24 protein-coding genes are annotated in these 24,730 nt (G+C 53.4%); 17 read left to right on the top strand and 7 right to left on the bottom strand.

The genetic code is table 11. The features are described 5' to 3' along the window. Nucleotides 1-12: 12 nt before the first annotated feature. Nucleotides 13-885 carry a uroporphyrinogen-III C-methyltransferase gene (gene cobA, locus FHS30_RS04290; protein WP_183908643.1) on the bottom strand — a complete coding sequence of 291 codons (873 nt, stop codon included), beginning with the start codon at nt 883-885 and terminating at the stop codon, nt 13-15. A gap of 495 nt (nt 886-1,380) precedes the next feature. Here cobA and FHS30_RS04285 point away from each other — a divergent pair, with 495 nt between their 5' ends. The 6 genes from FHS30_RS04285 (at nt 1,381) to FHS30_RS04260 (ending at nt 9,130) form a co-directional block, all read left to right on the top strand. Further along, on the top strand, nt 1,381-3,630 hold the full coding sequence (locus FHS30_RS04285; RefSeq protein ID WP_183908641.1) for a molybdopterin oxidoreductase family protein: 2,250 nt from the start codon (nt 1,381-1,383) through the stop codon (nt 3,628-3,630). 151 nt (nt 3,631-3,781) lie between these two features. Beyond that, nucleotides 3,782-5,785: a DmsC/YnfH family molybdoenzyme membrane anchor subunit gene (locus FHS30_RS04280; protein WP_183908638.1), complete on the top strand. Its 2,004-nt coding sequence runs from the start codon at nt 3,782-3,784 to the stop codon at nt 5,783-5,785. A gap of 43 nt (nt 5,786-5,828) precedes the next feature. Then, nucleotides 5,829-6,203, top strand: coding sequence for a hypothetical protein (locus FHS30_RS04275; RefSeq protein WP_183908636.1), 375 nt, complete (start codon nt 5,829-5,831; stop codon nt 6,201-6,203). A gap of 77 nt (nt 6,204-6,280) precedes the next feature. Further along, on the top strand, nt 6,281-7,261 hold the full coding sequence (moaA, locus tag FHS30_RS04270; RefSeq protein ID WP_183908634.1) for a GTP 3',8-cyclase MoaA: 981 nt from the start codon (nt 6,281-6,283) through the stop codon (nt 7,259-7,261). A gap of 161 nt (nt 7,262-7,422) precedes the next feature. Then, the gene (locus tag FHS30_RS04265) at nt 7,423-8,739 is read left to right on the top strand and encodes an extracellular catalytic domain type 2 short-chain-length polyhydroxyalkanoate depolymerase (RefSeq protein ID WP_183908632.1); all 1,317 of its coding nucleotides are present in this window, start codon (nt 7,423-7,425) and stop codon (nt 8,737-8,739) included. A gap of 118 nt (nt 8,740-8,857) precedes the next feature. After that, nucleotides 8,858-9,130, top strand: a complete 273-nt coding sequence (locus FHS30_RS04260) for a hypothetical protein (protein WP_183908630.1) — start codon at nt 8,858-8,860, stop codon at nt 9,128-9,130. Nucleotides 9,131-9,334: 204 nt separating this feature from the next. On the opposite strand, the gene FHS30_RS04255 is transcribed toward FHS30_RS04260, so the two are convergent. Then, nucleotides 9,335-10,033 carry an alpha/beta fold hydrolase gene (locus tag FHS30_RS04255; protein WP_183908628.1) on the bottom strand — a complete coding sequence of 233 codons (699 nt, stop codon included), beginning with the start codon at nt 10,031-10,033 and terminating at the stop codon, nt 9,335-9,337. 197 nt (nt 10,034-10,230) lie between these two features. Here FHS30_RS04255 and FHS30_RS04250 point away from each other — a divergent pair, with 197 nt between their 5' ends. From FHS30_RS04250 to FHS30_RS04235, 4 genes are all read left to right on the top strand, one after another. After that, nucleotides 10,231-10,557 (top strand): ArsR/SmtB family transcription factor, encoded by a 327-nt coding sequence (locus FHS30_RS04250; RefSeq protein WP_343048912.1) that lies wholly within the window; start codon nt 10,231-10,233, stop codon nt 10,555-10,557. 3 nt (nt 10,558-10,560) lie between these two features. Then, nucleotides 10,561-10,977, top strand: a complete 417-nt coding sequence (locus tag FHS30_RS04245) for an SRPBCC family protein (protein ID WP_183908626.1) — start codon at nt 10,561-10,563, stop codon at nt 10,975-10,977. A gap of 33 nt (nt 10,978-11,010) precedes the next feature. Next, nucleotides 11,011-11,403 carry an MAPEG family protein gene (locus tag FHS30_RS04240; RefSeq protein WP_183908624.1) on the top strand — a complete coding sequence of 131 codons (393 nt, stop codon included), beginning with the start codon at nt 11,011-11,013 and terminating at the stop codon, nt 11,401-11,403. Between the two features lie 112 nt (nt 11,404-11,515). After that, nucleotides 11,516-12,169 carry a class I SAM-dependent methyltransferase gene (locus FHS30_RS04235; protein ID WP_183908622.1) on the top strand — a complete coding sequence of 218 codons (654 nt, stop codon included), beginning with the start codon at nt 11,516-11,518 and terminating at the stop codon, nt 12,167-12,169. Between the two features lie 23 nt (nt 12,170-12,192). On the opposite strand, the gene FHS30_RS04230 is transcribed toward FHS30_RS04235, so the two are convergent. From FHS30_RS04230 to FHS30_RS04220, 3 genes are all read right to left on the bottom strand, one after another. Beyond that, on the bottom strand, nt 12,193-13,680 hold the full coding sequence (locus FHS30_RS04230) for an amidase (protein ID WP_183908620.1): 1,488 nt from the start codon (nt 13,678-13,680) through the stop codon (nt 12,193-12,195). Nucleotides 13,681-13,853: 173 nt separating this feature from the next. Next, nucleotides 13,854-14,669, bottom strand: coding sequence for an SDR family oxidoreductase (locus FHS30_RS04225; protein WP_183908618.1), 816 nt, complete (start codon nt 14,667-14,669; stop codon nt 13,854-13,856). Between the two features lie 24 nt (nt 14,670-14,693). Next, nucleotides 14,694-15,458 carry an enoyl-CoA hydratase gene (locus FHS30_RS04220; protein ID WP_183908616.1) on the bottom strand — a complete coding sequence of 255 codons (765 nt, stop codon included), beginning with the start codon at nt 15,456-15,458 and terminating at the stop codon, nt 14,694-14,696. Between the two features lie 157 nt (nt 15,459-15,615). Here FHS30_RS04220 and FHS30_RS04215 point away from each other — a divergent pair, with 157 nt between their 5' ends. The 6 genes from FHS30_RS04215 to FHS30_RS04190 all read left to right on the top strand — a co-directional run bounded on the left by FHS30_RS04215 (nt 15,616) and on the right by FHS30_RS04190 (nt 22,975). After that, nucleotides 15,616-16,146 (top strand): GNAT family N-acetyltransferase, encoded by a 531-nt coding sequence (locus FHS30_RS04215; protein ID WP_183908614.1) that lies wholly within the window; start codon nt 15,616-15,618, stop codon nt 16,144-16,146. A gap of 77 nt (nt 16,147-16,223) precedes the next feature. Next, complete coding sequence (locus FHS30_RS04210) at nt 16,224-18,284, top strand: S9 family peptidase (RefSeq protein ID WP_183908612.1); 2,061 nt, start codon at nt 16,224-16,226, stop codon at nt 18,282-18,284. Nucleotides 18,285-18,753: 469 nt separating this feature from the next. Further along, complete coding sequence (locus FHS30_RS04205; protein WP_183908610.1) at nt 18,754-19,218, top strand: hypothetical protein; 465 nt, start codon at nt 18,754-18,756, stop codon at nt 19,216-19,218. Nucleotides 19,219-19,440: 222 nt separating this feature from the next. Next, nucleotides 19,441-21,135: an amidohydrolase gene (locus tag FHS30_RS04200; protein ID WP_183908608.1), complete on the top strand. Its 1,695-nt coding sequence runs from the start codon at nt 19,441-19,443 to the stop codon at nt 21,133-21,135. 177 nt (nt 21,136-21,312) lie between these two features. Then, on the top strand, nt 21,313-21,825 hold the full coding sequence (locus tag FHS30_RS04195) for an outer membrane beta-barrel protein (protein WP_183908606.1): 513 nt from the start codon (nt 21,313-21,315) through the stop codon (nt 21,823-21,825). Nucleotides 21,826-21,946: 121 nt separating this feature from the next. Then, a complete protein-coding gene (locus FHS30_RS04190; RefSeq protein WP_183908604.1) occupies nt 21,947-22,975 on the top strand; it encodes a COX15/CtaA family protein in 1,029 nt (342 codons plus the stop codon). A 33-nt stretch (nt 22,976-23,008) separates the two neighbouring features. On the opposite strand, the gene FHS30_RS04185 is transcribed toward FHS30_RS04190, so the two are convergent. Together FHS30_RS04185 and FHS30_RS04180 are read right to left on the bottom strand one after the other, a co-directional pair. Next, a complete protein-coding gene (locus FHS30_RS04185) occupies nt 23,009-23,668 on the bottom strand; it encodes an SDR family oxidoreductase (protein ID WP_183908602.1) in 660 nt (219 codons plus the stop codon). 38 nt (nt 23,669-23,706) lie between these two features. After that, nucleotides 23,707-24,051 carry a DUF3088 family protein gene (locus tag FHS30_RS04180; RefSeq protein WP_183908600.1) on the bottom strand — a complete coding sequence of 115 codons (345 nt, stop codon included), beginning with the start codon at nt 24,049-24,051 and terminating at the stop codon, nt 23,707-23,709. Nucleotides 24,052-24,100: 49 nt separating this feature from the next. On the opposite strand from FHS30_RS04180, the gene FHS30_RS04175 reads away from it, so the two are divergent. Continuing rightward, nucleotides 24,101-24,643: a hypothetical protein gene (locus FHS30_RS04175; RefSeq protein WP_183908598.1), complete on the top strand. Its 543-nt coding sequence runs from the start codon at nt 24,101-24,103 to the stop codon at nt 24,641-24,643. The last annotated feature ends 87 nt before the right edge of the window (nt 24,644-24,730 follow it).

The raw sequence follows: 24,730 nt of genomic DNA, 5'->3' as shown, positions 1-24,730 counted from the left end.
CTTCCCCCCAATTCACGCTGAAATTTTTCCAATGGCTGTCAATTCACCGAGCCCTGTGCACTGCGATTTACTCCGCGCATTTTCTGAATCTTGAAATGCCTCCCATGCCAACTGGTCACGCAATCGAACGACGTCGCCCACCACAATCAATGCAGGCGACTCAATATTGTGAGTGGGTATGAGATCAGGCATTTCCGACAAATCGGCGCAGAAAATCCTTTGTTCCTCGGTGCAACCTCGCTCAATGATGGCCGCGGGCGTCTGACCGGAAAGCCCTGCACGCTGCAGAGATTCGGCAATGACCGATGCCGTTGTCAGCCCCATGTAAAACACCAGGGTATGCCCGCCGCTGGCGAGCGAATGCCAGTTTGCACGCAATTCTTGCTCACCCTGAGCCGTTACAAAGGTCACACCCTGCGTTAAACCGCGGTGCGTCAGCGGAATGCCCGCATAGGCAGTGGCGCCCGCGCCACTGGTAATACCCGGCACAACGGCAACCTCGATACCCGCCGCCTTGAGCGCCAACATTTCCTCACCACCGCGACCGAATACAAACGGATCGCCGCCTTTGAGTCTGCAAACGCGCAGGCCCTGTTGAGCCGCGGCCACTAACAACTGATTGAGATTTTCCTGCGGCACTGAGTGTCGACGCTTAGCTTTGCCAACATAAATGGCGGCGGTACCCGCAGGAAAAGTCGCGCGGATTTCCGCACTGACCAATCGATCGTAAAAGATCACATCGGCCGAATGCAGTGCGTTGATCGCTTTTAACGTCAGCAATTCCGGATCGCCCGGACCGGCACCCACTAAATCAACGCGCGGAGCAACGGCGGGCTGTTTCGGTTTTATTGCGGCAATAATTTGAATGGGTTCACGATTCGACATGTGTGCACTTCCCAGTTGAAGATCATTTCTTCAAATAGCCTGAGCAAAGACAATGCCAAATTTCGATTGCGCCCGTTTTTATTAAATGAATGGTCCGACTTTCAGGTTTTCAAGGATTAAACGGTAAATTTCGTTCAGCCTTCGACCTGATTGCGCTCCTTTGTGGTGCCAGCGCACCACAATAGTCCCACCCCACCCATCGCTTGTGCACTGAGCATGTGCAGTGCGCACCATCAGAGATCACTGCATTTTTTTTGCGCGCACCAACATTGCACATGATTGCGCATTGCGCGCCAAACTAGGCCATTACTCGCGGCTTGCGCTCAGATTATTGATGAACAAACGGGGGACAAACGCTTTGTTGGCCACCAAATCAACCATCGATATTGGTTACTGGAAAAGTTGGTTCGCTTATTGCTCTCTAAAACCCTATGTAGGTAAAACGCTAACCCGTAGCGCCGCAACACTGCGCGTACTAGTAGGACAAAAACCAAGATGATATATGGCCGCAGAAAACGGAAACCCATTAGCATTCCGTCTAAACCCGTCAAGGAGTGGAAATACACCACCTGCAATTATTGCTCTACCGGTTGCTCGATTGAATTGGGGGTCAGCGCTGAGGGCAGAGTCATAACCAGCCGCGGCCATGCGGGAGCCGATGTCAATCGCGGAAAACTGTGTATTAAAGGCATACTTGAACACGACCTGTTTCATTCCCCCGGCCGCGGCACGCAACCGTTAATGCGTGAGCGCGCACATCAGCCTTTCGCCGCCTCAGACTGGAATAGCGCACTGGACAAAACGGCCAAACAGATAAAGGCCATTCAAGACCAGTACGGACCAGACAGCTTCGCCATCGTATCCACTGGCCAACTGCTCACAGAAGAGTTTTACGCCCTGGGTAAATTGGTGCGAGGTCAGATTGGCACCAACAACTATGACGGCAACACCACACTTTGTATGGCATCAGCTGTGTCTGGCTATAAGCGTTCATTCGGCTCAGACGGCCCACCTGGGTGTTACGACGATTTCGAGCACACCGGTTGCCTTATGGCGTTCGGTTCCAACCTACCCGAACAGCACCCCATCATTTACTGGCGCTTGAAAGAGGCGCGCGAAAAACGGCATTTCCCCATGATTGTGGTGGACCCGCGCGTCACCATGCTGGCGCAGTTCGCCGACATTCATCTGCCTATCACACCGGGTACGGACACGGTACTGATCAACGCGATGATGCATGTGATCTTCAAGGAAGGGCTGGCCGACGAACACTACATCGCCCAACACACACAGGGCATTGACGATCTAAGGCAACTGGTTCTCGACAAATACGACCCAAAGCAGGCGCAACATATTTGTGGCATCGACGAAGATCGCATTCGCCACGTTGCACGCGTCTATGCAAAGGCCAGCACTGCCATGAGCATTTGGACCATGGGGATCAACCAATCCACCCACGGCTCCGATGGAGTGTGCAACATCAACAACTTGAATTTAATCACCGGCAACATTGGCAAACCCGGTGGCACCAGCCTCTCGATCACCGGCCAGTGCAATGCCATGGGCACCCGCGAATGGTCCTCTTGCTCGGGCTTGCCGGGTTATCGCTATTTGGAAAAGTCTGAAGATCGCCAACACATCGCCAATTTTTGGGGCATCGATGAAGCGTTTTTTCCGCCCGCCCGCGGCCTGGCTCAAACCGATATTTTCCCCGCCATTGAATCCGGTCAAATCAAAGGTCTGTGGTTAGTGGCCACCAATCCTATGACGTCCATGCCCAACCAACCGCGCATTCGAAAAGCCATGGAGCAGTTGGAATTTTTGGTGGTGCAGGATGTGTACGAGGATGTCGAGACCAACAAGTATGCGCACGTCTATTTTCCCGCCGCGGTGTGGGCGGAAAAAGAGGGCTGCCACACCAATACTGAGCGACGGGTAAACTTGACCCGCAATGTGCTACCCGCCTTTGCCGATTCCAAACCCGACTTTTGGATTTTCAAAGAGATGTCCAAACGCTTTCAAGATCGCAATCCCATCGCCTTCCCCCAAACCGCAGAAGCGGCATTCAATGAAATGCGCGAGCTTTCAAAAGGTGAGGGCCGCACGCTGGATATTTCAGGTATGACGTGGGACCGAATCGAAGCCGCGCGGGGCATTCAATGGCCCTACACGGAAGCTGATGCAGCAGCCGATGAGGCGCGCATCGGCAAGGTCATCGCCATCGACACCCAATTGCGGGTGGACTATAAAGGCGCGCGCCGGCTTTACGTTGATGGCAAATTTCAAACAGACAGCGGGCGTGCACAGCTAATTTGCGTCGACTTCGTCAACAACAATGAATGCCCCGATAAAGACTACCCCTTCTGGTTGAATTCTGGTCGCGTGGTTGAACATTTCCACACCCGCACTCGCACGGGCAAGATCGGCAACTGCAATAAATTCAGCCCAACCCCCTACATGGAAATGAATCCAGACGCCGCAGCGGAGTTGGGGATTGAACATGGGTGCTATGTGCGATTGGTTAGCCGTCGAGGCGACGCCGTGGTGATGGTGCAAACCACACACCGCGTGGGCCGCAACATGGTATTTATTCCATTTCATTTTCACGACTGTGTAAACCGACTAACACTCGGCTTGCTCGACCCTTATTCCCGTCAACCCGCTTTTAAACAGAATGCCGTGCGGGTAGAAAAAGTGGATCAGAAAGAAGCCGCGCAACTGAATTTGGAACGCCGGAAGTTTTGATGCGCGTTGAACCGGGCAGTGAAGGTTATTGGCGTTTTCAGATACTGGGAAACACGACAGACGCAGCCCACAACGATAAGCACCACAGAAAAAGCGCCAAACAAGAATTTCAGTTTTAAAACGTTTTAGATTGATTACGCGAGACAGGTTAATGACAACGAACAACGAGTTACACAACCAGTTCGAGAAAATCCCAGACCAGGATGCGCCGGGTGCCGGGCCTACAGGCGAAGAGCGCTCAGGCAGTCACGGCGCCATGATTTGGGAGATTCGCACCGAGGAACAACCCTATGCGTTTTTATCTGACAAAGAAATAAAAGACACCAATCGCTACGGCCAGAAAATCGACCTCATTGATTTAACCGAGCACAAACTGCCCGTAGGCCGCTCGCTGTACATCAATGAAAACCCGGCCGTGGGCACCAACCCCAATCGCAACAAACAGCACGGGTTTTTCTTCACAGCAGACAACTGCATTGGTTGCCACGCCTGTGAGGCCGCTTGCAGCGAGAAAAATGAAAACCCTGCACATTTGGCATTCCGCTCTGTAGGCTATGTGGAAGGCGGCAGCTACCCAGACTACAAGCGCATGAACATTTCCATGGCCTGTAATCACTGTGATAACCCGGTGTGTTTAAAAGGTTGTCCCACCCGCGCCTACACCAAGCATGTTGAATACGGTGCGGTGCTGCAGGACCCTGAAACCTGCTTTGGCTGTGGCTATTGCACCTGGGTGTGCCCCTACAATGCGCCCCAACTCGACCCCATAAAAGGTCAAGTTTCCAAGTGCAACATGTGTGTGGACCGCTTGGAAGTAAATCTTAAACCCGCCTGCGTTTCCGCCTGTGTAGGCAACGCGCTGGATTTTGGCGTCATCGAGAATGTGCCCGAAAACCGCGAGCAAGCGCTCACGGATATTCCCGGTTTTCCGGCGCCGGAGATTACTCACCCCAATATTCGCTTCCAGCAGATCAACCAACTGCCCGACGAAATGAAGCGCACCGATTCTATGCCACTGAAATACCACAAGGATGAAAATGGCCGCTATCGACCCGCTGTTGACCAGAAAAAGGGCAAAGACAAACACTGGAACCTTGGGCGTTTAAGTTCACGTGAAAACCCATTGGTGCTCTTTACCCTGTGCTCGCAAGCCGCCATCGGGGCCTTTGGCCTGAGCTTTTTAGGTGCGCAACTGGGTATTGCAGAATTCGTTGCCTTCCGGGACACGGCGCTCTATGCACCGCTGGCACTGTTATGTTTTTTGTTGGTGGGCTTTGGCTTGTTTATGTCCACCATGCATTTGGGTAAGCCCCACCGTTTTTATCGCGGCTTTAATAATTTGCGCCATTCGCCCGTCTGCAGAGAAGGCTTGGGCATTGCCCTATTTATGGCGGGGTTAGGGTTGCACATTGTTTGTAGTCTGCCCAATAACAGCCTGCTTCAATTTATCTACCAATGGGCACTGGGCAGTGAACTGCATCAACTGATCACACCTGCGACCGCTGCCACGTGGGCGCAAGGTTTTGGCTACTTCGCCATTCCTGCCAGTGTGATCGGCCTGTACTACATGAACAAATGTTATCGCATAGAGGCGCGGCCCTTTTGGAATCACTGGCAAGTGGCCAGCGCGTTTTTTGGCAATATGCTGTCGCTGGGTGGCTTAGTGGTAGGCGCGGTTATGGTGCCCACATTGGCTCTGAGCCAGCAAGACTATACCCACGCCCTGCTCACCTGCGGCAGCGCAATGGCCTTTGGGCTGTTGATCGAAGCAATGGGGCACATCGCGCACAGCCGCGCCATGGGCCGTGCCCAACACGAAGGCGGCGCGTCCTACTACATCCAAACCACCACCTTTGGCAAAAGCTTCTGGGCTCGCAACGTTTTACTGGGGGCCAATTTGGCCTTAGTCGTGGCGCTGCTCACCGCGCTAACGGTGTGGAATATCAGTGGTCTTTACGCGCTACTGGCATGGGCGCTTGCCGGCCTTATGCTGCTGGCAAGCGCCATCGTAAGCCGAGCCCTGTTTTATGTGCTGGTGGTTCCCACCACCATGCCAGGCGCCTTTTTCTGGAAGAACAAGGGTTTCGAAGAGCACGCCCGCGATATTGGTTTGGCCCATATGCCCCAAGTGGGCGTAGTGCCTATCACTCACTGACCATCAAAGTAATGCCCCGCACAGGGCGGGGCCGGAACACATTATGGATCTGCAATCACTGATCGGAAAAACCTGTGTCATTGGGCTGTCCTACTTTGACGTGGACGGCCAGCTGCTGAAACAAAACCAATGCTGCGGACAAGTGGTAGCAAGCGATGCACAAAAGGGAATCACCATTAAATTGCAGCACAGCAATGGCAGAGCCGCCGCCGCGGATTTTATCCTGCCCCCTAATGAGCGCGCCTGGTACAAGGCCCCAGCAGGCCACTATCGCAATCCTGAAGGCGGCGTAGACATAGAAAACCCCGACTTCCTAGTGACCTGGGACATCCATCGCACACAGCAAGATCACAGCGAAGGCCAACATGAATGGTGGGAATGGCGACCCAATACCCAGCCCCCGCGCGTCGGTAGCTAGTCACGGCGAGGGGCCGTCACTGGGCAGCCGGCGTCCATTTACGGTAAGCTGCTAGTCTCTATGGAGTTTTTCCACCAATGCTGATCGACCGCTTCAATCGCACCATTGACTATATTCGCCTGTCGGTCACCGATCGATGCGATTTTCGCTGCGTCTATTGCATGAGCGAAGACATGACCTTTATGCCCCGTGCACAGGTTCTGACGCTGGAGGAATTGGCGGAAGTGGGCGCGGCCTTCGTAGAGCTGGGCGTCAAGAAAATTCGGATAACGGGCGGCGAACCGCTGATTCGACGCAATGTCATGCAACTGTTTCGCACCCTGGGGCAATTGCCGCTTCAGGAGTTGACGCTTACCACCAATGGCTCGCACTTAGCACAGCACGCCAACGCGCTTAAAGCCGCAGGCGTTAAGCGAATCAATATTAGCTTAGACACTTTAGATGCCGATAAATTTAAAGCCCTCACCCGCACCGGTGATCTGAACCAAGTGCTCGACGGCATTCACGCCGCGCGTGCAGCGGGCTTTGAGCGCATCAAACTGAATGCGGTGGTGTTAAAAAATCGCAATGCCGACGAAGTGCCAACGCTGGTGCGCTTTGCGCTAGAGCATCAGTTAGATATTAGCTTTATCGAAGAAATGCCACTGGGCGCCATTACTGAACACAGCCGCGCATTGGAATTTTGTTCCAGCGCAGAATTGCGAGACCAACTACAAACGGTGTTCACCCTCGAACCGCTGGATAATGAAAGCGCCGGGCCATCGCGCTACTGGCAAGTGCCCGGCTCCACCAGCCGCATCGGCTTTATTTCCCCCCACTCGGAAAACTTTTGCGCCAGCTGTAATCGTGTTCGGGTAAGTGCTGAAGGTAAATTGCTACTGTGCCTTGGCAATGATCACGCCGCCGACCTTCGGCACCTACTGCGTGCGCACCCCGGTGATCGTGAAATACTCAAGCAGGCCATTGTCAATGCCATGCAATTAAAGCCTGAGAAGCATCACTTCACACACGACGACACACCGCAGATCGTACGCTTTATGAATGCCACCGGGGGTTAATCGCCCTGCCCCCGCAGCCTATCCAAGATCTAGCCGTTTGAAACCCACAATTAAGCACATTGCACCCTCATACTTTGGTCGAGTATGCACAACGCCCGTTTGTCAGTATGTTTTTTGAACAGCGCTTTGCGCCCCATACGACTTATAAAAGGGCACCAGTCATGTCTCCAAAATTCGCTAATCTGCTCGCTGCCATTGCAACGCTGAGCCTGCCCGCAGTGGCCGCCCAGCTGCCCGCGCTCAACATCGACCAAAATAAAACCACGCTTTCTGGAATATCCAGCGGCGGTTATATGGCTCAACAGTTGCACACCGCATATGCCGATAAATTCATGGCTGTAGCCATTTTGGCCGGCGGGCCTTTTTACTGCGCAGAAAACAATATCGGACTTGCCCTGCGTCGCTGCATGAAGCCCACAGCACTCGATATGCCCGATAAAAATCGCTTGGTATGGTTGACGGAGGAGTTTGCTAAACAGGATAAAATTGCACCCACTAGCGCAATGACACAGGACAGAGTGTGGATATTTTCCAGTCCCAGAGACACGGTAGTGCATCAATCTGTTGCCGATGTATTGGCAGGATACTACCAACATTTTGTGCCCACCCAAAATGTGCAGTATGTAAACTCGATCGGCGGCGAGCACAGCATGCCCACCGACGATTTTGGTTTTGACTGTAATTATCTTGGTGCGTCTTCCAATCCCGATGATCACTTCATCAATAACTGCGGCTATGATGCGGCGGGTGAACTCCTCAAATTTAGTTACAACCGTTTAAAAAGACCGGTAGAAAAAAATGCCCTTCAGGGTGAATTTTTAACGTTCGACCAATCGGAATTTACAGCCAATCCCAACGCACACGGGTTGGCGAGCCAGGGCTTCGCATACGTGCCCGCACAATGTGCTAAAGGCGCCCGCTGTAAACTGCACATTGCGCTGCACGGATGCCTGCAATCTGCCGATCGTATCGGTGACACTTTTTATCGCAATGCCGGCTATAACGAATGGGCCGACGCCAATAAAATAGTTGTGCTCTACCCGCAGGCAACGGCCAGTTTGCACGAAGGCAATGGCAATGGCTGCTGGGATTGGTGGGGCTATGACGATGCCGACTATGCGTTTACCCATGGCCGCCAAATGCAAGCGGTAATGGCCATGGCCAATAAGCTCATGCAGGCCGATGACAAACGCACGGCACCAAAACCGCCTACCAATGTGATGATTGGCGGCCAAATCGCCACTCAAATTACCTTGACGTGGACACCCAGTGCCGATGCTCAGCAGTATCAGGTTTATCACAGCCAGAACGCTGGGGGCCCCTACCTACAGGTAAATACTCAGGTAATAATTGACCAACAAATTTCTATGGATGAACTTGCAAAAGGACGGCACTATTTTGTAATCACCTCGGTAGATGCCTCGGGACTAGAGGGCGGCCCCTCAAATGAAGTTGCGGTCACTGTCCCGGGCCTTTAGCGCCAAATTATTGCGCCCACCAGCGCGACAAATCACTGGATACCGGTGCCAGTCCAGACCATAATACCCACGACTTAGGGCGGCAAACGCCTTTTACTTACCCGCTGGGAATTACGTCGTGTCCGTCAGATTAAAACGTCAACTCTTTCTTACGGCGAGTTTGACGCTCTCGATTTGGTATCTGTTACTGCTGTGGGATCTCGCTCGAGGGCAATCGCTGCCTTGGTTGCGCCCCTATGTGGCCGATTTACTGCAGGTGGCGGACGGTGCACTGGTCATCATCGCGGGTTTGCTACCGTTAATTTTATTTTGGGGTTGGGCCAGTAAAGTATTCGCGCATTTAGCGCTTAAGCAACTCGCCGTTGACATCAAAAGGCGGCGAAACCCGTAGAGGGTAGTTTGCGTTAAGAGCGAAGATTTACAGATCGATATTTGACACTCATTAAGCACCTGCCCACAGCCTTCCCATCGATAAATAAATCTCACGGGTCATCTTAAACCTTTTTCCTCGCCTTGTAGAAACTGCTGCCGTTTTAATGCCGCAATAAAAAATGGGCAGCCAAGGCTGCCCGAAATTTGAGGAAAATATTCACATCTACAGCAGGTCAAGTTGACGGCTCACTGTGTATTGCTGCAATCCAAAATGGCCGTAGTTATAGGAATAAGTCGCTCGTTCGCCAGCAATTTGACTTGAATGCACACCACCCACGCGGCAGGTACCCGAACCGCACACGATTTGATCCACCCAACTTTTTATGGAATACACGCGGCTGGCAATGGTTCGACCATAAAGCCAATCTAAAAATGGACTAGACACCGATAGACCATCGCGACCGCAGGTGCTGTTATAAACGTTATAGGGGTACACGCCGCAATTCCATAAGCCCCGATAGGCACCAGCAATACCCACAAAGGCATCCACTTTATTTTGCACACCTAACTTTATAATTTGCTGCGCAGCTAACGTCACCCCCATGGAATGACCGATAACATCAACTTTGCCCGTACAACTTTGGCCTATAGCAGTGGATATCGCGTTGCGAACAGGAGTTTCTTCTGAACCCGCATGGTTGTTGCAACTGGCGCAAGACTTGGAACCCCACGAAGGGCGAAAAATTTGACTGCTGCTGTAGCCGCGCGACAACAAACCATCATAAGTGGCCGACCAATCACTGGGATCGCCGGTGTTGCCGTGCACCAACACCACATTGTCGACACATGCGCCCCACACAAGGGCTGGGCCAAAGAGCGAGAAGCCGATTAAAAGTCGCTTAAGGAAGTTATTAATTTGCATAGGTTGCCTCATCAGTGTTCATTATTGTTAGCCCAAAGGCCCTGTAACTGATACCTCAACACTACCCACGCTAGAGCAAATGGGCGCCTCACACCATGCGACCTTGGTCGCACAATCGCACGTAATTAAACCAAATGGTTGAATAACTGGCGCCCAGGTGAGATATTCAACCAACTAGTTAAATAAAGAGCGAACCCGTGCCCAGCAACGACCCACTCGACCGCGTATTCATGGCCCTCGCCGACCCCACAAGGCGCCTGCTGGTGCAGCGCCTGACTCAAGGTGAGCAGTCCGTGGGTGATCTGGCGCAGGGAATTGATATGTCATTGGCCGCTGTGTCCAAGCACATCAAAGTGCTGGAAACCGCGGGTTTACTGCGCCGCCGTGTGGCAGGTCGCACCCATTGGTTCAGCTTAGTGCCCGAACAACTTACCGGGGCTCTCGATTGGATTAGCATCTACCGCAATTTCTGGCGCAATCGACTGCAAGCATTAGCCGATGATCTAAATCAACCTGAGGATTAACCCATGCATACACTGGAAATCACTGAAACGTTTGAGGTGCCCGTCGCCACCCTGTTCAGAGCGTGGACCCAGGCAGAACAATTGGCGCGCTGGTTTGCCCCCGGCACTATGACGGTGCCAAGCGCAGAGGCGCAGGTCACGCCAGGAGGCCACTACCGAATAGTGATGCAGGAGGATAACGGCGAACAACACATTGTGGGCGGTACATACCTCGAAGTCGTAGACGAGGCCCTGTTGCGCTTTAGTTGGTGCTGGGAGGGCAGCGATCACACCACGGAGGTGACCGTCGCTTTCCAATCGCTTTCGGCGACGCAATCTTCGCTCACGCTCACCCATTCGGAATTTGTAGACCAAACAAGCTGTGACAAACACCAACAGGGCTGGCAAGGTTGTTTGGCAAATTTACTACAGCGCTTGTAACAACAATAACTTCACAACCCACAAGGAAACACTATGGAAATGGCAATTGCGATCATTCTCCTCGCACTGATTCAGTACATGATTTTCTCCGCCCGTGTCGGCTGGGCTAGAGGCAAGTACGGCGTCTCGGCGCCAAAAACCACAGGGGATGAAACCTTCGAGCGAATTTACCGTGTGCAGATCAACACGCTCGAACAATTGATTATCTTTATTCCCGCCACCGTCGCGTTCAGTATTTACGTGCACAACTTTTGGGTGTGGGTGCCGGGTGTGGCATTTTTAGTGGGCCGCCTATGGTTCGCTCGCTGCTACGAACACGCCCCCGAAAAACGAGCGCCCGGCATGGTTTTGGGCTTCCTAGCCAATGCCATCATGGTGCTGTGGAGCTTGGTGATGATCAGCATCGCACTCCTCAATCACGGTTAAATGCGAACGTAAAATGCGTCGCCTTCAGTGGGCTCTCAGTGTATGCTGGAGCCCAGCTGTTCCGCTAGCCTTGCGCCCATTGGCGCTGGCATCATCAACATGAAACCCCGCCATGGCCAAGCCCAAATTTCGTTATCAAACCCTCGCCGTGGGCGAGTCTCTGGTGCATATGCGCACCCTGTTCGACAATCAACAGTTTTCAGACGATGAAGGCGTCGCTGAAGACCTTGGTATCAGCTCGGCCACCTGGCCCATCTTTGGGACCCTGTGGCCCTCTGGCCAAGTACTGGCCAACCTGATGCAAACCCATCAAGTTGAGGGTAAGCGCATTCTTGAAGTGGGCTGCGGAATGGCACTCTCAAGCCATGTGCTCAACGCACGCCTTGCCGATATCACGGCCACCGACTACCACCCGGAGGCCGAGGCCTTTTTGCAGGAAAATACTCGCATCAATGCAGGCAATCCCATTCCGTTTATTCGCACGGGTTGGGCCGATCCCATGGGCGACTTGGGCTTGTTTGATTTAATCATAGGCAGCGATCTACTGTACGAAAGTGAGCATGTCGCCATGTTGGCCGCGTTTATTAATCAACACGCCAATACCCGCTGCGATGTCATCCTCATCGATCCGGGCCGCGGGCACCACGCAAAATTTAGCAAGCGCATGGTGCAATTGGGATTTACCCACAGCCAGTATTCGCCCGACGCCACCCCTTACTTAACGCAACCGTTTAAAGGCAAAGTGCTGCAATACACGCGCAGCTAACGCTTACAGTCAGCGACTAAAGGTTACAGCAGAGGGCGCCGCTCAAACCACGGCTGTGCCACTTCCAACTGACGTGCCAATTGCAGCATGCGCCTTTCGTCGAGCATGCGCCCCACAAACTGTGAGCCGAGTGGCAACCCGTTTGGGGTCCAATGCAAGGGCACAGACATTGCGGGCAGGCCGGTCACATTGCCCATCAGGGTAAAGGCCATGCGGCTCAACACCCGTTCCGACAAAGAAAATAGCAGGCCCGACTTCATCAACAGTTTGCCCATGGGCAGGCGATGCCCAAGGCGCATTTGAAAGGATTCAAAAGCCGAAGGTGGAATGACGCCATGGGCGGCGGGCTCTCCAATCAACGTGGGTGTGAGCAGCAGGTCGTAGCGCGACAAATAGCGGGCCATGGCATGGCGCACCTGATGCCACCCCTCTTTCGCTTGGGCCACATCGGCACTGGTGAACGAGCGACCCAACATGGCGGCACTTAAAGTACCAGGCTCCAGACTCCCTGCTACCTTCGCCCCCCAAATGGCCTTAATTTGATTCACTTTGGCGGCGGTATGGCCGCTGATAACAATCATAAAATCTTGCCACATCTGCTCGGCGTCGATTTCGGGGTGGGCCTCTTCCACGTGATGGCCCAAGTCTTTTAACAATTTAACGGTGTTTGCCAATGCCGCTTTGGCCTCTGGCGACACCTGTGCCGGCACCATGGGCCGGTCCGAATAACCGATGCGCAGGGGTTTCAGCGGCGCGTCTAGGGTTGTCAAAAAAGATTGTGCTGGCGCTGGCGCAGGCACCGCGAAGCCTGCGCCCAGTTCTGGCCCCGCCAAGCTGTCGAGCATGGCGGCGCTATCGCGCACCGACAAAGTGATCGGGTGCCCGGCGATGGCCCCATCCCAGCCTTCGGCATCGAGCGGGCCAGTGGGGTTGCGACCGCGCGAAGGTTTGAGACCGAACACCCCACAACAGGCTGCGGGAAAGCGAATTGACCCGCCGCCATCGTTGGCCGAAGCCATGGGCACCACCCGCGCGGCCACCGCCGCCGCGGACCCACCACTGGAACCGCCGGTACTGTAACCGAGCTTCCATGGATTGTGCGCCGGGCCAAAGGCTTTGGATTCCGTGGTGATCATCAAGCCAAATTCGGGCAAATTTGATTTGGCGAAGGGCACCAGCCCCGCCTTCAAGTAGCGATTGACGATCTCGGCATTTTGCTCGGGAAACCAACGCACCTGAGCACTGCCGAGGCTTGTGGGTTCACCGGCCAAATCGTCGAGCAGGTCTTTCAAAATGAAAGGCACCCCGGCAAAGGGCCCAGCGGGCAGCGGTTTGCGCGCGCGGGCCTCAGCGGCCGTTAAAAACGTGTGTATGACGGCATTGAGTTGCGGGTTGACCGCCTCCAACCGCTGCGCCGCCGTGTGCAACAATTGCGTCGGGGTCACCTCACCCTTGCGCACCAGCTCCGCTAAACCCAAGCCATCGTACTGGCAGTATTCAGAAAATTTCATCCTAGCTCCCTCCCCTCATTGTTATTGTGTGGGATGCCACATTGACTTGCATTGTGCCCGACTCAAGCGCGGCTTAATACGACGGCCTTAACGAAATAATGAACACCGAGCCGGCACCGTTTTTCAGCCAAAAAAATGGCGGCAAAAAGCCGCCAGACAATCAAAATCCTTGCTTACTTCTCGCTCATGCGCGCGAACGCCGCCAGCGATGCACTCATGCTGCCCGCGCCATTTTGCGCCCAGCCGCCATCCACCGGCAGCACTACACCGCTCACATAGCTGCCCAGCTCGCTGGCCAAAAAGAGACAGGCATTGCCAATGTCTTCCGTACTGCCCATGCGCTTGAGCGGTACCGACTCCACACAGGCCGCGCGCATCTCATCCGTGGGCGCAAGGCGCGCCATGCCTTCAGTTTTATCAATGGGCCCGGGCACGATGGAATTAATACGCACGCCGCTAGGCCCCCATTCCAGTGAGAGCGTGCGGGTAATCATGTCCACGCCCGCCTTGGCCGCACACACATGGCTTTGCGCTTCCATGGGAATAAAGGCCTGGGGCGCCGAAATGTTGATGACGCTGGCACCGGGTTTGCGCAGGTGCGGAAACACCGCCTGCATCACATGAAAGGTGCCCAATAAGTCGATATCGATTACCGCTTTAAATGCATTGGTCGACATGCCCATGGCCGTGGCGGGAAAGTTACCTGCCGCGCCAGAGACCACCACGTCAAAATCACCGAACGCGGCATGTACCTGTGCCACGCCGGCCTTTATTGCATCCGGCTGGCGCACATCGGCCGCAAAGCCCATGGCATCGCTACCGAGCGCTTTGAGCGCAGCCACTGTGTCGTCTACTTTATCTTGCGATCGGCTGGCAACGGCTACGCGCGCGCCGTGCTTAGCAAATAACTCAGCCACGCCGCGATTGATACCACTGGTGCCGCCAACGACCAACACATTCTTTCCAGAAAAATCAAGCGTAATACTCATGTCGCGCTCCTCGCTTACCGCTATTTAAGAAAATGATGAAAAATCGGGTTTGCGCTTTTCAAAAAATGCCGTGGCGGCCTCTTTGAATTCAGCCCCTGCTAAGCCTTCACCAAAGCCTTTAAATTCAGCTTGCATTACCGCTTGTGATTCAGCCATCAGCGGCGCACGCAACAGCGCCTTGGTGGCACGCACTGCCGCTGGCGGCTGTGCGGCCAAGCGCTCCGCCTGGGCGCGGGCTTTTTGCAGCGGATGGGCTTCTACCCCATTGATAAATCCCATGGCAGCGGCCTGCTGCGCGCCAAAGCTTTCGCCCAACAACAACAGCTCAGCCGCGCGCACCTGCCCCACCAGCCGTGGCACCAATAGGCTGGACGCAAACTCTGGCACCAAACCTAAATTGACAAAGGGCATCTGAAACTTCGCACTGTCATCGGCATAGGCCAGATCGCACTGCAGCAGCAAGGTCGTGCCAATTCCCACTGCAGCGCCAGACACAGCAGCCACTACCGGCTTCGGAAAGGTCATTAGGGCCATCAAAAATTGAACCACGGGGTTATCGGCATTCAATTCGCCGCCCGCCAAAAAGTCCTGCAAGTCATTGCCGGAGGTGAAGCAATCTTCGGTGCCGGTGATGAGCGCCACCCGAACTTCCGGATCTTGCGCCGCGTCATTTAACGCCTGCGCCAATTGCGAGTACATAGCCCGGGTAATGGCGTTTTTGCGCTCGGGCCGATTGAACTGGAGGTGCAAAATGCGCTGTTCGCGCCCAATAACAATGTGCTCAGACATGTTAGCCTCTTAAAATACATTCACGATGCGCCTGAGTGTAGCAGTCAGGCCGCGAGTTTCAGTGGCATTACCGCCCAAATTCAGTGGTAGAAACGACTGATGTTCAATGGAATTACTACGTCCTTTTACTAGGCATTCTCATCACAGCGAAACCACTATGGCCCTATTGCGCACTGAAAGGTTGGAACTCGTACCGCTGGCGAAGGCCCATGCTCCACTCTTGCTAGACCTATTTAACGACCCCGACTTCTTGCGATTTGTCGGCGATAAGGGCCTGCGCACGGTGGCACAGTGCGAGGACTATATCGCCAGCACCGCAATCCCCGCTCAAGTTCAAGGTATCACTAACTATGCCGTGCGACTGCGCGATTCAGACCAATGGTTGGGCACCTGCGGGCTACTGCAACGCCCCTATTTTGACGCACCGGACTTGGGCTATGGATTTTTACCCGCCGGCCGAGGCCTCGGTTTAGCCCGCGAAGCTGCCCGCGCGATATTGTCCCAAGCGAATATTCAACACTGGCCACACCTGTGGGCCATGGTCAATTTAAAGAATTTACGTTCGCGCCAACTTTTATTGGATCTTCAATTTAAAGCGATCGCAGCCGAGGCGCACGCGTGCCCACTGCCCAACACGCTGGTAATGGCACGCAGCCTAGCTGACCAGCTAGGCCAGTCGCCAGTGTAGCGCCGGCCCCTATTGAACTATGATTAGCTGCAACACTGCGCACGAGAATATCAATCCAACACAATAAGGATAATAGTATGCCGTTTTTACGTCGAACCGCCGCACTGCTGTGCGGCGCACTCTGCCTATTTATGGCCGGTCTAGTGAACGCCGCTCCCATGCAACTGACAGATGTGTTTCAACTGGAGTACGCCAGCAACCCCCAGCCTCATCCCGACGGTAAACACGTCATCTTCGTGCGCAACTATTTTGACCACCAGGCCGATAAAAAGCGCAGTAACCTGTGGCAGGTAGCCGTAAAAACAGGTCACACTGAACCCTTAACGAGTGGCCTCTACAACGACGACTCCCCCAGACTGTCACCGGACGGCAAGCGTTTGGCGTTTATTTCAAACCGCACAGGCAGTGCACAAATTCACATGCTATGGCTCGACTCAGGCCGCACAGCTGTCATCTCGCAACTCACCAGCGGACCCAGTCAGCTTACTTGGAGCCCCGATGGCAAGCAGTTATTTTTCACCCAATTTGTCAATCGCGCGGCCAAACCACCGATCGCACTAAAGGGTAAACCCGAGCAGGCAAAATGGGCTAAGCCGCCCATATTTATTGATGAAACCTACTACCGCATCGATGGTGTAGGCTATCTTAAATCCGGTTTTCAACAAATATTCAGTATCGACGCCAACGGCGGCAGCGCCCGACAGCTCACCCATGCAGACATGCATCACTTCGGACACGTGGAACCCTCGCCGGACGGCAAATTTTTATATTTTTCAGCGGTGGCAGATCGGGAGGGCGCGCCCATTGACAGCGCGCTCTATCGACTCGCGCTGGATAGCCTAGCGGTAGAAAAAATTCTAGATCGCAACGGCCCTGACACGCACCCCCGCCTGTCACCCGATGGCAAAACACTCGCGTTTTTAGGCTTTGAAGATCAATTGCGCCTCTACGAAGTCACCCGATTGCATCTGCTGGATATTAACAGCGGCGTGGTGAGCGTGCTTACCGACGACCTCGATCGCGATATCAATGACGCGCAATGGCGCCCCGATGGCAAAGGGTTGGTAATCAGTTACGACGATCACGGTGAAACCCATCTGGCGTGGCAGCCACGCAAAGGCAAACGCAAATTATTGAGTCGCGCAGTGGGTGGCACCACCCTCGGACGCCCCTATGCCAGTGGCGATTTTAGTGTCGTGGGCAATCACGTGGCCTTCACACACAACGATGTGTCGCGCCCTGCCGAAGTTGCGCTGGCTGACGTCAGCAAAGGTAAGGCGCGCCAACTCACCCAACTCAACGATGACTTTTCTCGGCACGTACAACTGGGTGAGATAGAGGAGCTCAACTACCAATCGAGCCTGGATAAACTGCCGCTGCAGGCCTGGATTGTTTACCCGCCGAATTTTGACCCCGCGAAAAAATACCCGCTCATGCTGGAAATTCACGGCGGCCCCGTGGCCAACTACGGGCCGCGTTTTTCTGCCGAGCTGCAATTGTTTGCCGCCGCGGGCTACGTGGTGGTTTACGCCAACCCGCGTGGCAGTGACTCCTACGGGCCGGACTTTGTAAATGAAATTCACCACAACTACCCTTCCAAAGATTACAACGACTTAATGGACGCGGTTGATCAAGTCATCGCAAAAGGCTTTGTAAATGCCGATCAATTATTTGTGACCGGCGGCAGCGGCGGCGGTGTACTCACGGCATGGATTGTGGGCCACACAGATCGCTTTAAAGCCGCGGTTGTGGCCAAACCTGTCATCAATTGGTTTAGTTTTAGTTTGACCGCTGATAAGTACCCCTACTTTTCGCGCTACTGGTTCGCTAAAAAACCCTGGGAAGATATTGCGCAATACATGGCCCGCTCGCCCATAAGTTATGTGGGCAAGGTCACCACCCCAACGATGTTGCTCACCGGCGAAGCCGACTACCGCACACCCATGTCGGAAACCGAGCAATATTACCAAGCGTTAAAGCTTGCCGGCGTCAAAACCGCGATGGTACGCATTCCCAATGCCGGCCACAGCATCGCTGCACGCCCCTCTAATTTAATGCATAAAGTGGCCTATATTTTGTGGTGGTTTGAGCAACATGGGGGGCCGAGCCCAGCCAACAGCAAGGCCCACCCCCAGTAATATCATCGACTCGAGCGGAGACTTTACCCAGCTGAACCTGATCATTTGGGTAATGTTTTCCGCCAAAGATGTTTTAAGCGCCAATCACCCATATATCTTGCCCCTTACTTATTGCCAATTGGCCTTTTTTAACCATACTGACTCTTGATAGACTGCAAGACAGCTATGGTTGGAAAATTGATTTTTCGAACGGATGAATTTGAGCGAGCTTCCTGTGGGTTGTGTGGATTGTGTGAGATTTGCGTGAGCACTTCGTGAGGATGCGTGTAGATTTCATGAGCGTTACGTTATCGACAGGAATAGCTTGAAAGCTTCGAATGATTCAAAAGCCACGAAAAACACCAATGTTATAAAAGCTACAAACGAATACGATTTTGCCAGCCACGCGATTAACGCCGCGCCGCACGATCAGCTTTACTCGCGTTACATGGATAGACGCCGCTCTCACCAGGCATAAGGAGATAGAACAATGACTCAGACCGCGAAAAATCCACAACAATCAATCGCTCAGTCACAGGAACAGCAGCACTTTTCCGTTCACACCCATGCCAATGGCGATACCGATGCGAATGAGCAGCCAACCGGTCTCGATGTACTCTTTATAGACAAATACATTGACCCCTCCAAATCCATGGCGCTGCTACAAAAATTGCAGTTAAAATTTTCATTCAGCGATCACACGCGTCAACAACTGGCGAGTGGCTACCCCGTCGTTATCAAACACAATACCGACCACGAATCAGCACAAAAGCTCGTCGATTACGTCAATGGGCTAGGCGGAGACTGTTGGATGCAAGACAGCAGTCCCGAGGGTTACGAAGATCGCCGCGCCGACAACCGCCGCCTCTCGGTAGACCGTCGCTTGTTACACCGCGGCTGGGCCATCACTCCCGATCGCAGGAAAACCCGAGAGCGCCGGGTTTTCTTTCACTGATTTTTCTGCCAGCGTATACCCACGTTTCCCTTTGGCGGCATCTCCCATTGACGCGCTGCGCCCCATAAGCGCAGTGACGTTTCGCACCAGTGATTGGCACCGAACTACCTCATTTTATAAAAGCTTGGGTCCCATTGATTTGCCATGTGGCGCCTCACTGTTACACTCGCCCCTTCTCGTTGCCCAAACCCATAACCACAACACGTTCACGAGGGGTTCGCCATGCCGTTGATTCGCTACCTAACACCGCACCTTAAAATTGCACTCTGTAGCCTTACGTTAATGTTTACTGCCTCGCCTGCCGCAGCAGACGACCTGATCATTGACAATGTCCGAGGCTACACCCACAGCCAAGGCTCTGCCAAAACAACCCCCACCAGATTCAGTTCACTGTTTATTCGAGACGGCCGGGTGCTAACCACCGACCCCGATCAAATCGCAAAACTTGCCAACGGCAAGACCCAGCGCATCAACGGGCGGGGCCGCGTTTTACTGCCCGGCTTGATTGACGCCCACGGACACCTCGCCGGATTAGCGCAGTTGCTCGCCAGCGTCGATTTACGCGATGCGTCTTCAGCACAAGCGGCCGCTAACAAAGTCGCGCAATTTGCCGCGCAATCAACGAATGCACTCTGGATCGGGGGGCGTGGTTGGAATCAAGAAAATTGGGATGGCAAGCAATTTCCCACAGCGGCACATTTAGATGCGCTAAACATCGACAAACCCATTGTGCTTGAACGGGTAGACGGCCACGCCGTGTGGGTTAACAGCAAAGCCCTGTCAATAGCGGGCATCGATAACACCACAGTTGATCCGGCGGGCGGTCAAATCGTGCGCGATGCCAAGGGTCGCGCCACGGGTGTGCTAATCGATAATGCCATTACATACGTGACCAGTAAATTACCCAGTACAAGTGCGGCAGAACGAGAGCGCACACTCAACCTTGCGTTTAATCACCTGCTGAGTTTGGGGGTAACGGGTGTACACGATGCGGGCATTGGTCAACCCATGATTGATCTGCTCACGCTGCGCGCGGCACAAGGTGGCCTGCCCATTCGCGTTTATGGCATGCTCGATGGCAGTGATAAATCGCTACTAAACTGGTTAAAAACCGGCCCAATTGCAGATGCCAATGACACCCTCAGTATTCGAAGTGTCAAACTCTACGCCGATGGCGCGCTGGGCAGTCGAGGTGCGGCTCTGTTAGCAGATTATGCCGATGACCCAGGCAATCGCGGCTTACACCTCACCAGCCAACAGGCACTCATGGACCTGTTTACCGCAATTGATAAACACCAATTTCAAATTTGCGTGCACGCCATTGGCGATCAAGCCAATCGGCAAGTGCTAGATAATTTTGAAGTGCTTTTTAAACGCGGCGGCAATTCTGCGCTGCGCCACCGCATTGAGCATGCCCAGGTCATCGAGCCGACGGATTTGAAGCGCCTCTCCAATCTCAACCTTATCGCATCGATGCAGCCCACCCATGCCACCAGTGACATGCACATGGCCGAAGATCGCTTGGGTCAGTCTCGTTTGACGGGTGCCTATGCTTGGCAAACGCTGCTCAAAGGCGGCACCCGCATGGCCTTTGGCTCAGATTTTCCCGTGGAGTCGGCCAACCCCTTTTTCGGCATTCACGCCGCGGTAACGCGACAAGATCATAACAACTTACCGGTAAAAGGATGGCGCGCGGATCAAGCGGTGAGCGTAGGTGAAGCATTGCGTATTTTTACGCGTGATAACGCTTGGGCTGCGCATATGGAAAATCAAGTGGGCACACTAGAGCCCGGCAAATGGGCAGATTTTATACTATTGGAGCAAGATCCCTACACCCTGCCGGCGCACCAACTGTGGCAAATCACCGTGGATGAAACCTGGGTCGCGGGCGAGCAGCGCTGGCGGGCACCCAAATAACTAACAGGTCCAAAATACTGGCAGGCCCAAATTACTAACAGATAGTAACTACCTTACTTGCCAACAATAAATTGCCTCACATTAACTAGGCAAAGCATATAAGTTGACTATTTAAAATTGTTAGTTAGGATAGCCGCGCTTAATTACTGTTCGTTAAAACATTACCGGGATGTAAAAATGCTTAAACATGGCTTACTTGGCGCAATGTTCACCACATTGATGTCAACCGCAATTGCAGACACCAATTCGAATCACTCGGAAAGGAATGGCTTTTACGGGGGCGGCACACTGGGCTTTATGGCTGTCGATGTTGATAATGTCGACCCTTTATTCAATGCAGGCCTGCAGGTGGGCTATCACTTCAACGACGGTTTTGCAGTTGAAGCGCAATACACAGACACCTTGTCAGGTGGAAGTTATGATATTAACTACGGCTATGGTAGCCGTAGCATCGATATCGATATTCGAACTCTTGCTGCCTACGCGGTATACCGCAGCCCTGGCTCTGTTTACTTTAAAGGTAGAGCAGGTGTATTAAATGAAAAGATAGGTAGCATGAGCGATACTGGCCTATCTGCAGGTGTCGGCATTGGCTTTAAAGCTGGCGATTCCGCAGCATTTGAAATCGAAGCAACCGTCATTGAACAGGACGTGAATTTTATTTCTGCATCTCTCAATATCGGCTTCTAAACCTCCTTTTTCTGCACCAGAATACAAATACCTTAGAACACAAAGCTAAGGTATTTGTATTGCATTTATTACACCAGCTCAGTATGTTTAGCCTTCAAAAAAATAATGACAGACTGAACATATGATCGACTCCCAAGACCGACTGAACGACCAACGCATTGCCCAGTGGCTATTGTTTTGCGCTGCCGTTATTTTTTGCATGATTATTTTGGGTGGCGTGACTCGGCTGACGGAATCGGGCTTGTCCATCGTCGACTGGAAACCTGTCACAGGGATATTGCCGCCGCTCAATGAGGCTGAGTGGCACGAAGAGTTCGATCGCTACAAAGCATTTCCCGAATACCAGCAGGTCAATCGAGGCATGAGCCTGGATGAGTTCAAAAACATCTTTTACTATGAATACGGCCACCGCCTGCTCGGCCGCATCATTGGCCTATTGTTTTTACTACCGTTTTTGTACTTCCTTTTCGCAGGCCGGATCAAGGCAGGGCTGACGCCCAAGCTATGGTTTCTTTTTATTTTGGGCGGACTACAAGGTGTGCTCGGCTGGTACATGGTCAAGAGTGGTCTGGTGGACAACCCCCGCGTCAGCCAATACCGGTTGGCGGCACACTTGGGCATGGCGGTGCTTATCTATGGCGTCATGGTCTGGATTGCTCTGGGGTTATTGCAACAGCGCGGTGCTGCGCAACGTTTTGCAGTGCGCACGCAAACGCTTTGCGGCTTATTGTTTTTGATGATCCTCTCCGGCGCATTGGTAGCGGGCACTCGAGCGGGCTTGGTGTACCCCACCTGGCCGCTGATGGGCGACAGTTTTATTCCCGCCCAACTCTATGCCACGACACCCGTCTGGCTAGCGGCATTTGAAGATCTGACCACCATTCAATTCAACCACCGCATGTTTGCCTATGCCTTAATTCTGATTTGCGCAGCACTCAGCGTCGGCATCTGGCGCAGCAAACCCGCGCGGCAAACGAAACTCGCTGTAATCTTGTTACTACTGGCGCTGGCCGCACAAGTGAGCCTTGGCATTGCTACGTTACTGCACCAAGTGCCCATTACCTTGGCCGCCACTCATCAGGGTGTCGCCATTGTGTTGTTCACCTGCGCGATCTATTTGGCCCACAGCGTGCGGTTGCCGCGCCAATAAAATGTAGCCGGCTATTAGCTTCCCCCTAGCCGCCTACCAGGGCAGCGCTTCACCGTTGGAGTGGCGGAAGCTACCTGTGGTCTCCATGGTCAGCTCATCAATTCTCATAATTAACCGGCTGGCGGCCACATCGGCGCTTATGTCGCCAGCGTGATTAACCATTTCAGTTTGTACAAAGCCGGGGTGGAATAAGCCAACGGCAATACCGAGGGGCTTTAAATCCACAGCCAAGGATTTACCGGCAATATTTAACGCCGATTTTGACATCCGATAACCGTAATATCCGCCCGAGCCATTGTCGGCAACAGATCCCATGCGACTCGTAATCAGCGCCACTTTAGATCCGCGCTTTAAGTTCGCCAGCAACGCCTGAGTAACCCGCAAAGGTCCCAAGGTGTTCACAGCAAACTGACGCTCCAATTGGGTCCAATTCAGATCAGCTAAGCTATCGCCGACCAAGAGCCCGGCATTGTTGATTAGCAGGTCGACCGCCTCGCCCGCCAACGCCGATTGCAACTCTGCAATACCGTTTGCATCAGTGACATCAATGCCATCAATAATGCGGGCGCCACTGGCTTTTAGGGGCTCACTCGCCTGCCGACAGACCGCCGTCACTTGATGTCCCTGAGCGCGGTATTGTTCGGTAAAGGCCAAGCCAATGCCGCGGTTGGCGCCGGTGATGACTAGGTGCATAGTAACTCCTTAAACATTGTTGAAAGGTCCACAGCGATTCAGGAAGGTACGAGGCCACCAAAGGTGCTGCCAAGCCAGTGACAGATCGCCCGTCCATCATTGAGATAGGCCCTGCCCGTAATGGGCGATACCGACACATCATTGGGCAATACGCCCTCTGGAAAAATCAGTGCCGGACTGTTTTGTAAATCCTCACCCAACAATGTCACCAGTTGTTGCCTTGGGCGAGTAAAATCGATTAACTCAATGTCGACCACTGAAGCCATCGCCGGCTCGTATTGGAGATAACCCAGCACCAGCGCGCAATCGGGGCAAAATTGATTGCCCCCGTCGCCGTAACCGGGTTTCAATAAAAATAATTTGGGTTTGATTGGCGCATTCATTATTCTGCTAGAACCTATTTAATCAATTACATAGAAGTGGAAGCCTAGCATGTGGACTACCAGACTGCTGTTGATCATTTTACTCGTCAGTTTACCGCTGCATCACGGCCTTGCCGATTCTGCGGCGCGGGCATATCTCATACCCGAACTGGAGCAACTCCGCCCATTCCTCGGCACCACATACCGCGCTGAATTTGACGGTGAGAACCAAAAGAAGCTGGTGGATATTGCACGCTGGGAGCGAGCGCTCAACGGCACAGCCGTGCGCATTCTACACTCTATAAACAAGGGTGAGTACGGTGGCGAATCCATTATTTTTTACGACAAAACCCAACAGTCGTTGCGCTTTTACTACTTCACCACGGCGGGATTTTACACGGAGGGCAGGTCCCACTTTGAAGATGGAAAATTAATTAGTATTGAAACGGTCAAAGGCAATCAAGACGGCATTACGCAAGTTATTTCCACGGCCTCGCTGTCACCGTCGGGCGTTCTGACCATGAGTTCTGCCTTTAAAAAAGGCCAAGAGATCGCCTCTACCCATACAGTGCACTACACACCCGTCGAGAACCAAACCCCCACCTTTAAATAGCCTGCCTGGGCCCCTAGCGCGCCGCTATCACGCTAGGGGCGCGCCACAGCCCAGCCAATACAGCCCCTAATACCAAGGTCTAGTGGT

This window comes from Simiduia aestuariiviva (assembly GCF_014192475.1).
GTDB classification, from domain to species: Bacteria; Pseudomonadota; Gammaproteobacteria; order Pseudomonadales; family Cellvibrionaceae; genus Simiduia; species Simiduia aestuariiviva.
The sequence above is the reverse complement of the archived record's forward strand: the minus strand, read 5'-3'. Positions and strand labels throughout refer to the sequence as shown.

Bases quoted from the DNA above. Each gene is read 5' to 3' on its own strand.
- FHS30_RS04240 (WP_183908624.1), top strand. From the start codon at position 11,011: ATGGAAATGGCAATTGCGATCATTCTCCTCGCACTGATTCAGTACATG.
- FHS30_RS04180 (WP_183908600.1), bottom strand. From the start codon at position 24,051: ATGAATGCGCCAATCAAACCCAAATTATTTTTATTGAAACCCGGTTAC.
- FHS30_RS04200 (WP_183908608.1), top strand. From the start codon at position 19,441: ATGCCGTTGATTCGCTACCTAACACCGCACCTTAAAATTGCACTCTGT.
- FHS30_RS04210 (WP_183908612.1), top strand. From the start codon at position 16,224: ATGCCGTTTTTACGTCGAACCGCCGCACTGCTGTGCGGCGCACTCTGC.
- FHS30_RS04245 (WP_183908626.1), top strand. From the start codon at position 10,561: ATGCATACACTGGAAATCACTGAAACGTTTGAGGTGCCCGTCGCCACC.
- cobA (WP_183908643.1), bottom strand. From the start codon at position 885: ATGTCGAATCGTGAACCCATTCAAATTATTGCCGCAATAAAACCGAAA.
- FHS30_RS04235 (WP_183908622.1), top strand. From the start codon at position 11,516: ATGGCCAAGCCCAAATTTCGTTATCAAACCCTCGCCGTGGGCGAGTCT.
- FHS30_RS04265 (WP_183908632.1), top strand. From the start codon at position 7,423: ATGTCTCCAAAATTCGCTAATCTGCTCGCTGCCATTGCAACGCTGAGC.
- moaA (WP_183908634.1), top strand. From the start codon at position 6,281: ATGCTGATCGACCGCTTCAATCGCACCATTGACTATATTCGCCTGTCG.
- FHS30_RS04190 (WP_183908604.1), top strand. From the start codon at position 21,947: ATGATCGACTCCCAAGACCGACTGAACGACCAACGCATTGCCCAGTGG.
- FHS30_RS04230 (WP_183908620.1), bottom strand. From the start codon at position 13,680: ATGAAATTTTCTGAATACTGCCAGTACGATGGCTTGGGTTTAGCGGAG.
- FHS30_RS04185 (WP_183908602.1), bottom strand. From the start codon at position 23,668: ATGCACCTAGTCATCACCGGCGCCAACCGCGGCATTGGCTTGGCCTTT.
- FHS30_RS04205 (WP_183908610.1), top strand. From the start codon at position 18,754: ATGACTCAGACCGCGAAAAATCCACAACAATCAATCGCTCAGTCACAG.
- FHS30_RS04175 (WP_183908598.1), top strand. From the start codon at position 24,101: ATGTGGACTACCAGACTGCTGTTGATCATTTTACTCGTCAGTTTACCG.
- FHS30_RS04195 (WP_183908606.1), top strand. From the start codon at position 21,313: ATGCTTAAACATGGCTTACTTGGCGCAATGTTCACCACATTGATGTCA.
- FHS30_RS04255 (WP_183908628.1), bottom strand. From the start codon at position 10,033: ATGCAAATTAATAACTTCCTTAAGCGACTTTTAATCGGCTTCTCGCTC.
- FHS30_RS04215 (WP_183908614.1), top strand. From the start codon at position 15,616: ATGGCCCTATTGCGCACTGAAAGGTTGGAACTCGTACCGCTGGCGAAG.
- FHS30_RS04220 (WP_183908616.1), bottom strand. From the start codon at position 15,458: ATGTCTGAGCACATTGTTATTGGGCGCGAACAGCGCATTTTGCACCTC.
- FHS30_RS04285 (WP_183908641.1), top strand. From the start codon at position 1,381: ATGATATATGGCCGCAGAAAACGGAAACCCATTAGCATTCCGTCTAAA.
- FHS30_RS04225 (WP_183908618.1), bottom strand. From the start codon at position 14,669: ATGAGTATTACGCTTGATTTTTCTGGAAAGAATGTGTTGGTCGTTGGC.
- FHS30_RS04275 (WP_183908636.1), top strand. From the start codon at position 5,829: ATGGATCTGCAATCACTGATCGGAAAAACCTGTGTCATTGGGCTGTCC.
- FHS30_RS04280 (WP_183908638.1), top strand. From the start codon at position 3,782: ATGACAACGAACAACGAGTTACACAACCAGTTCGAGAAAATCCCAGAC.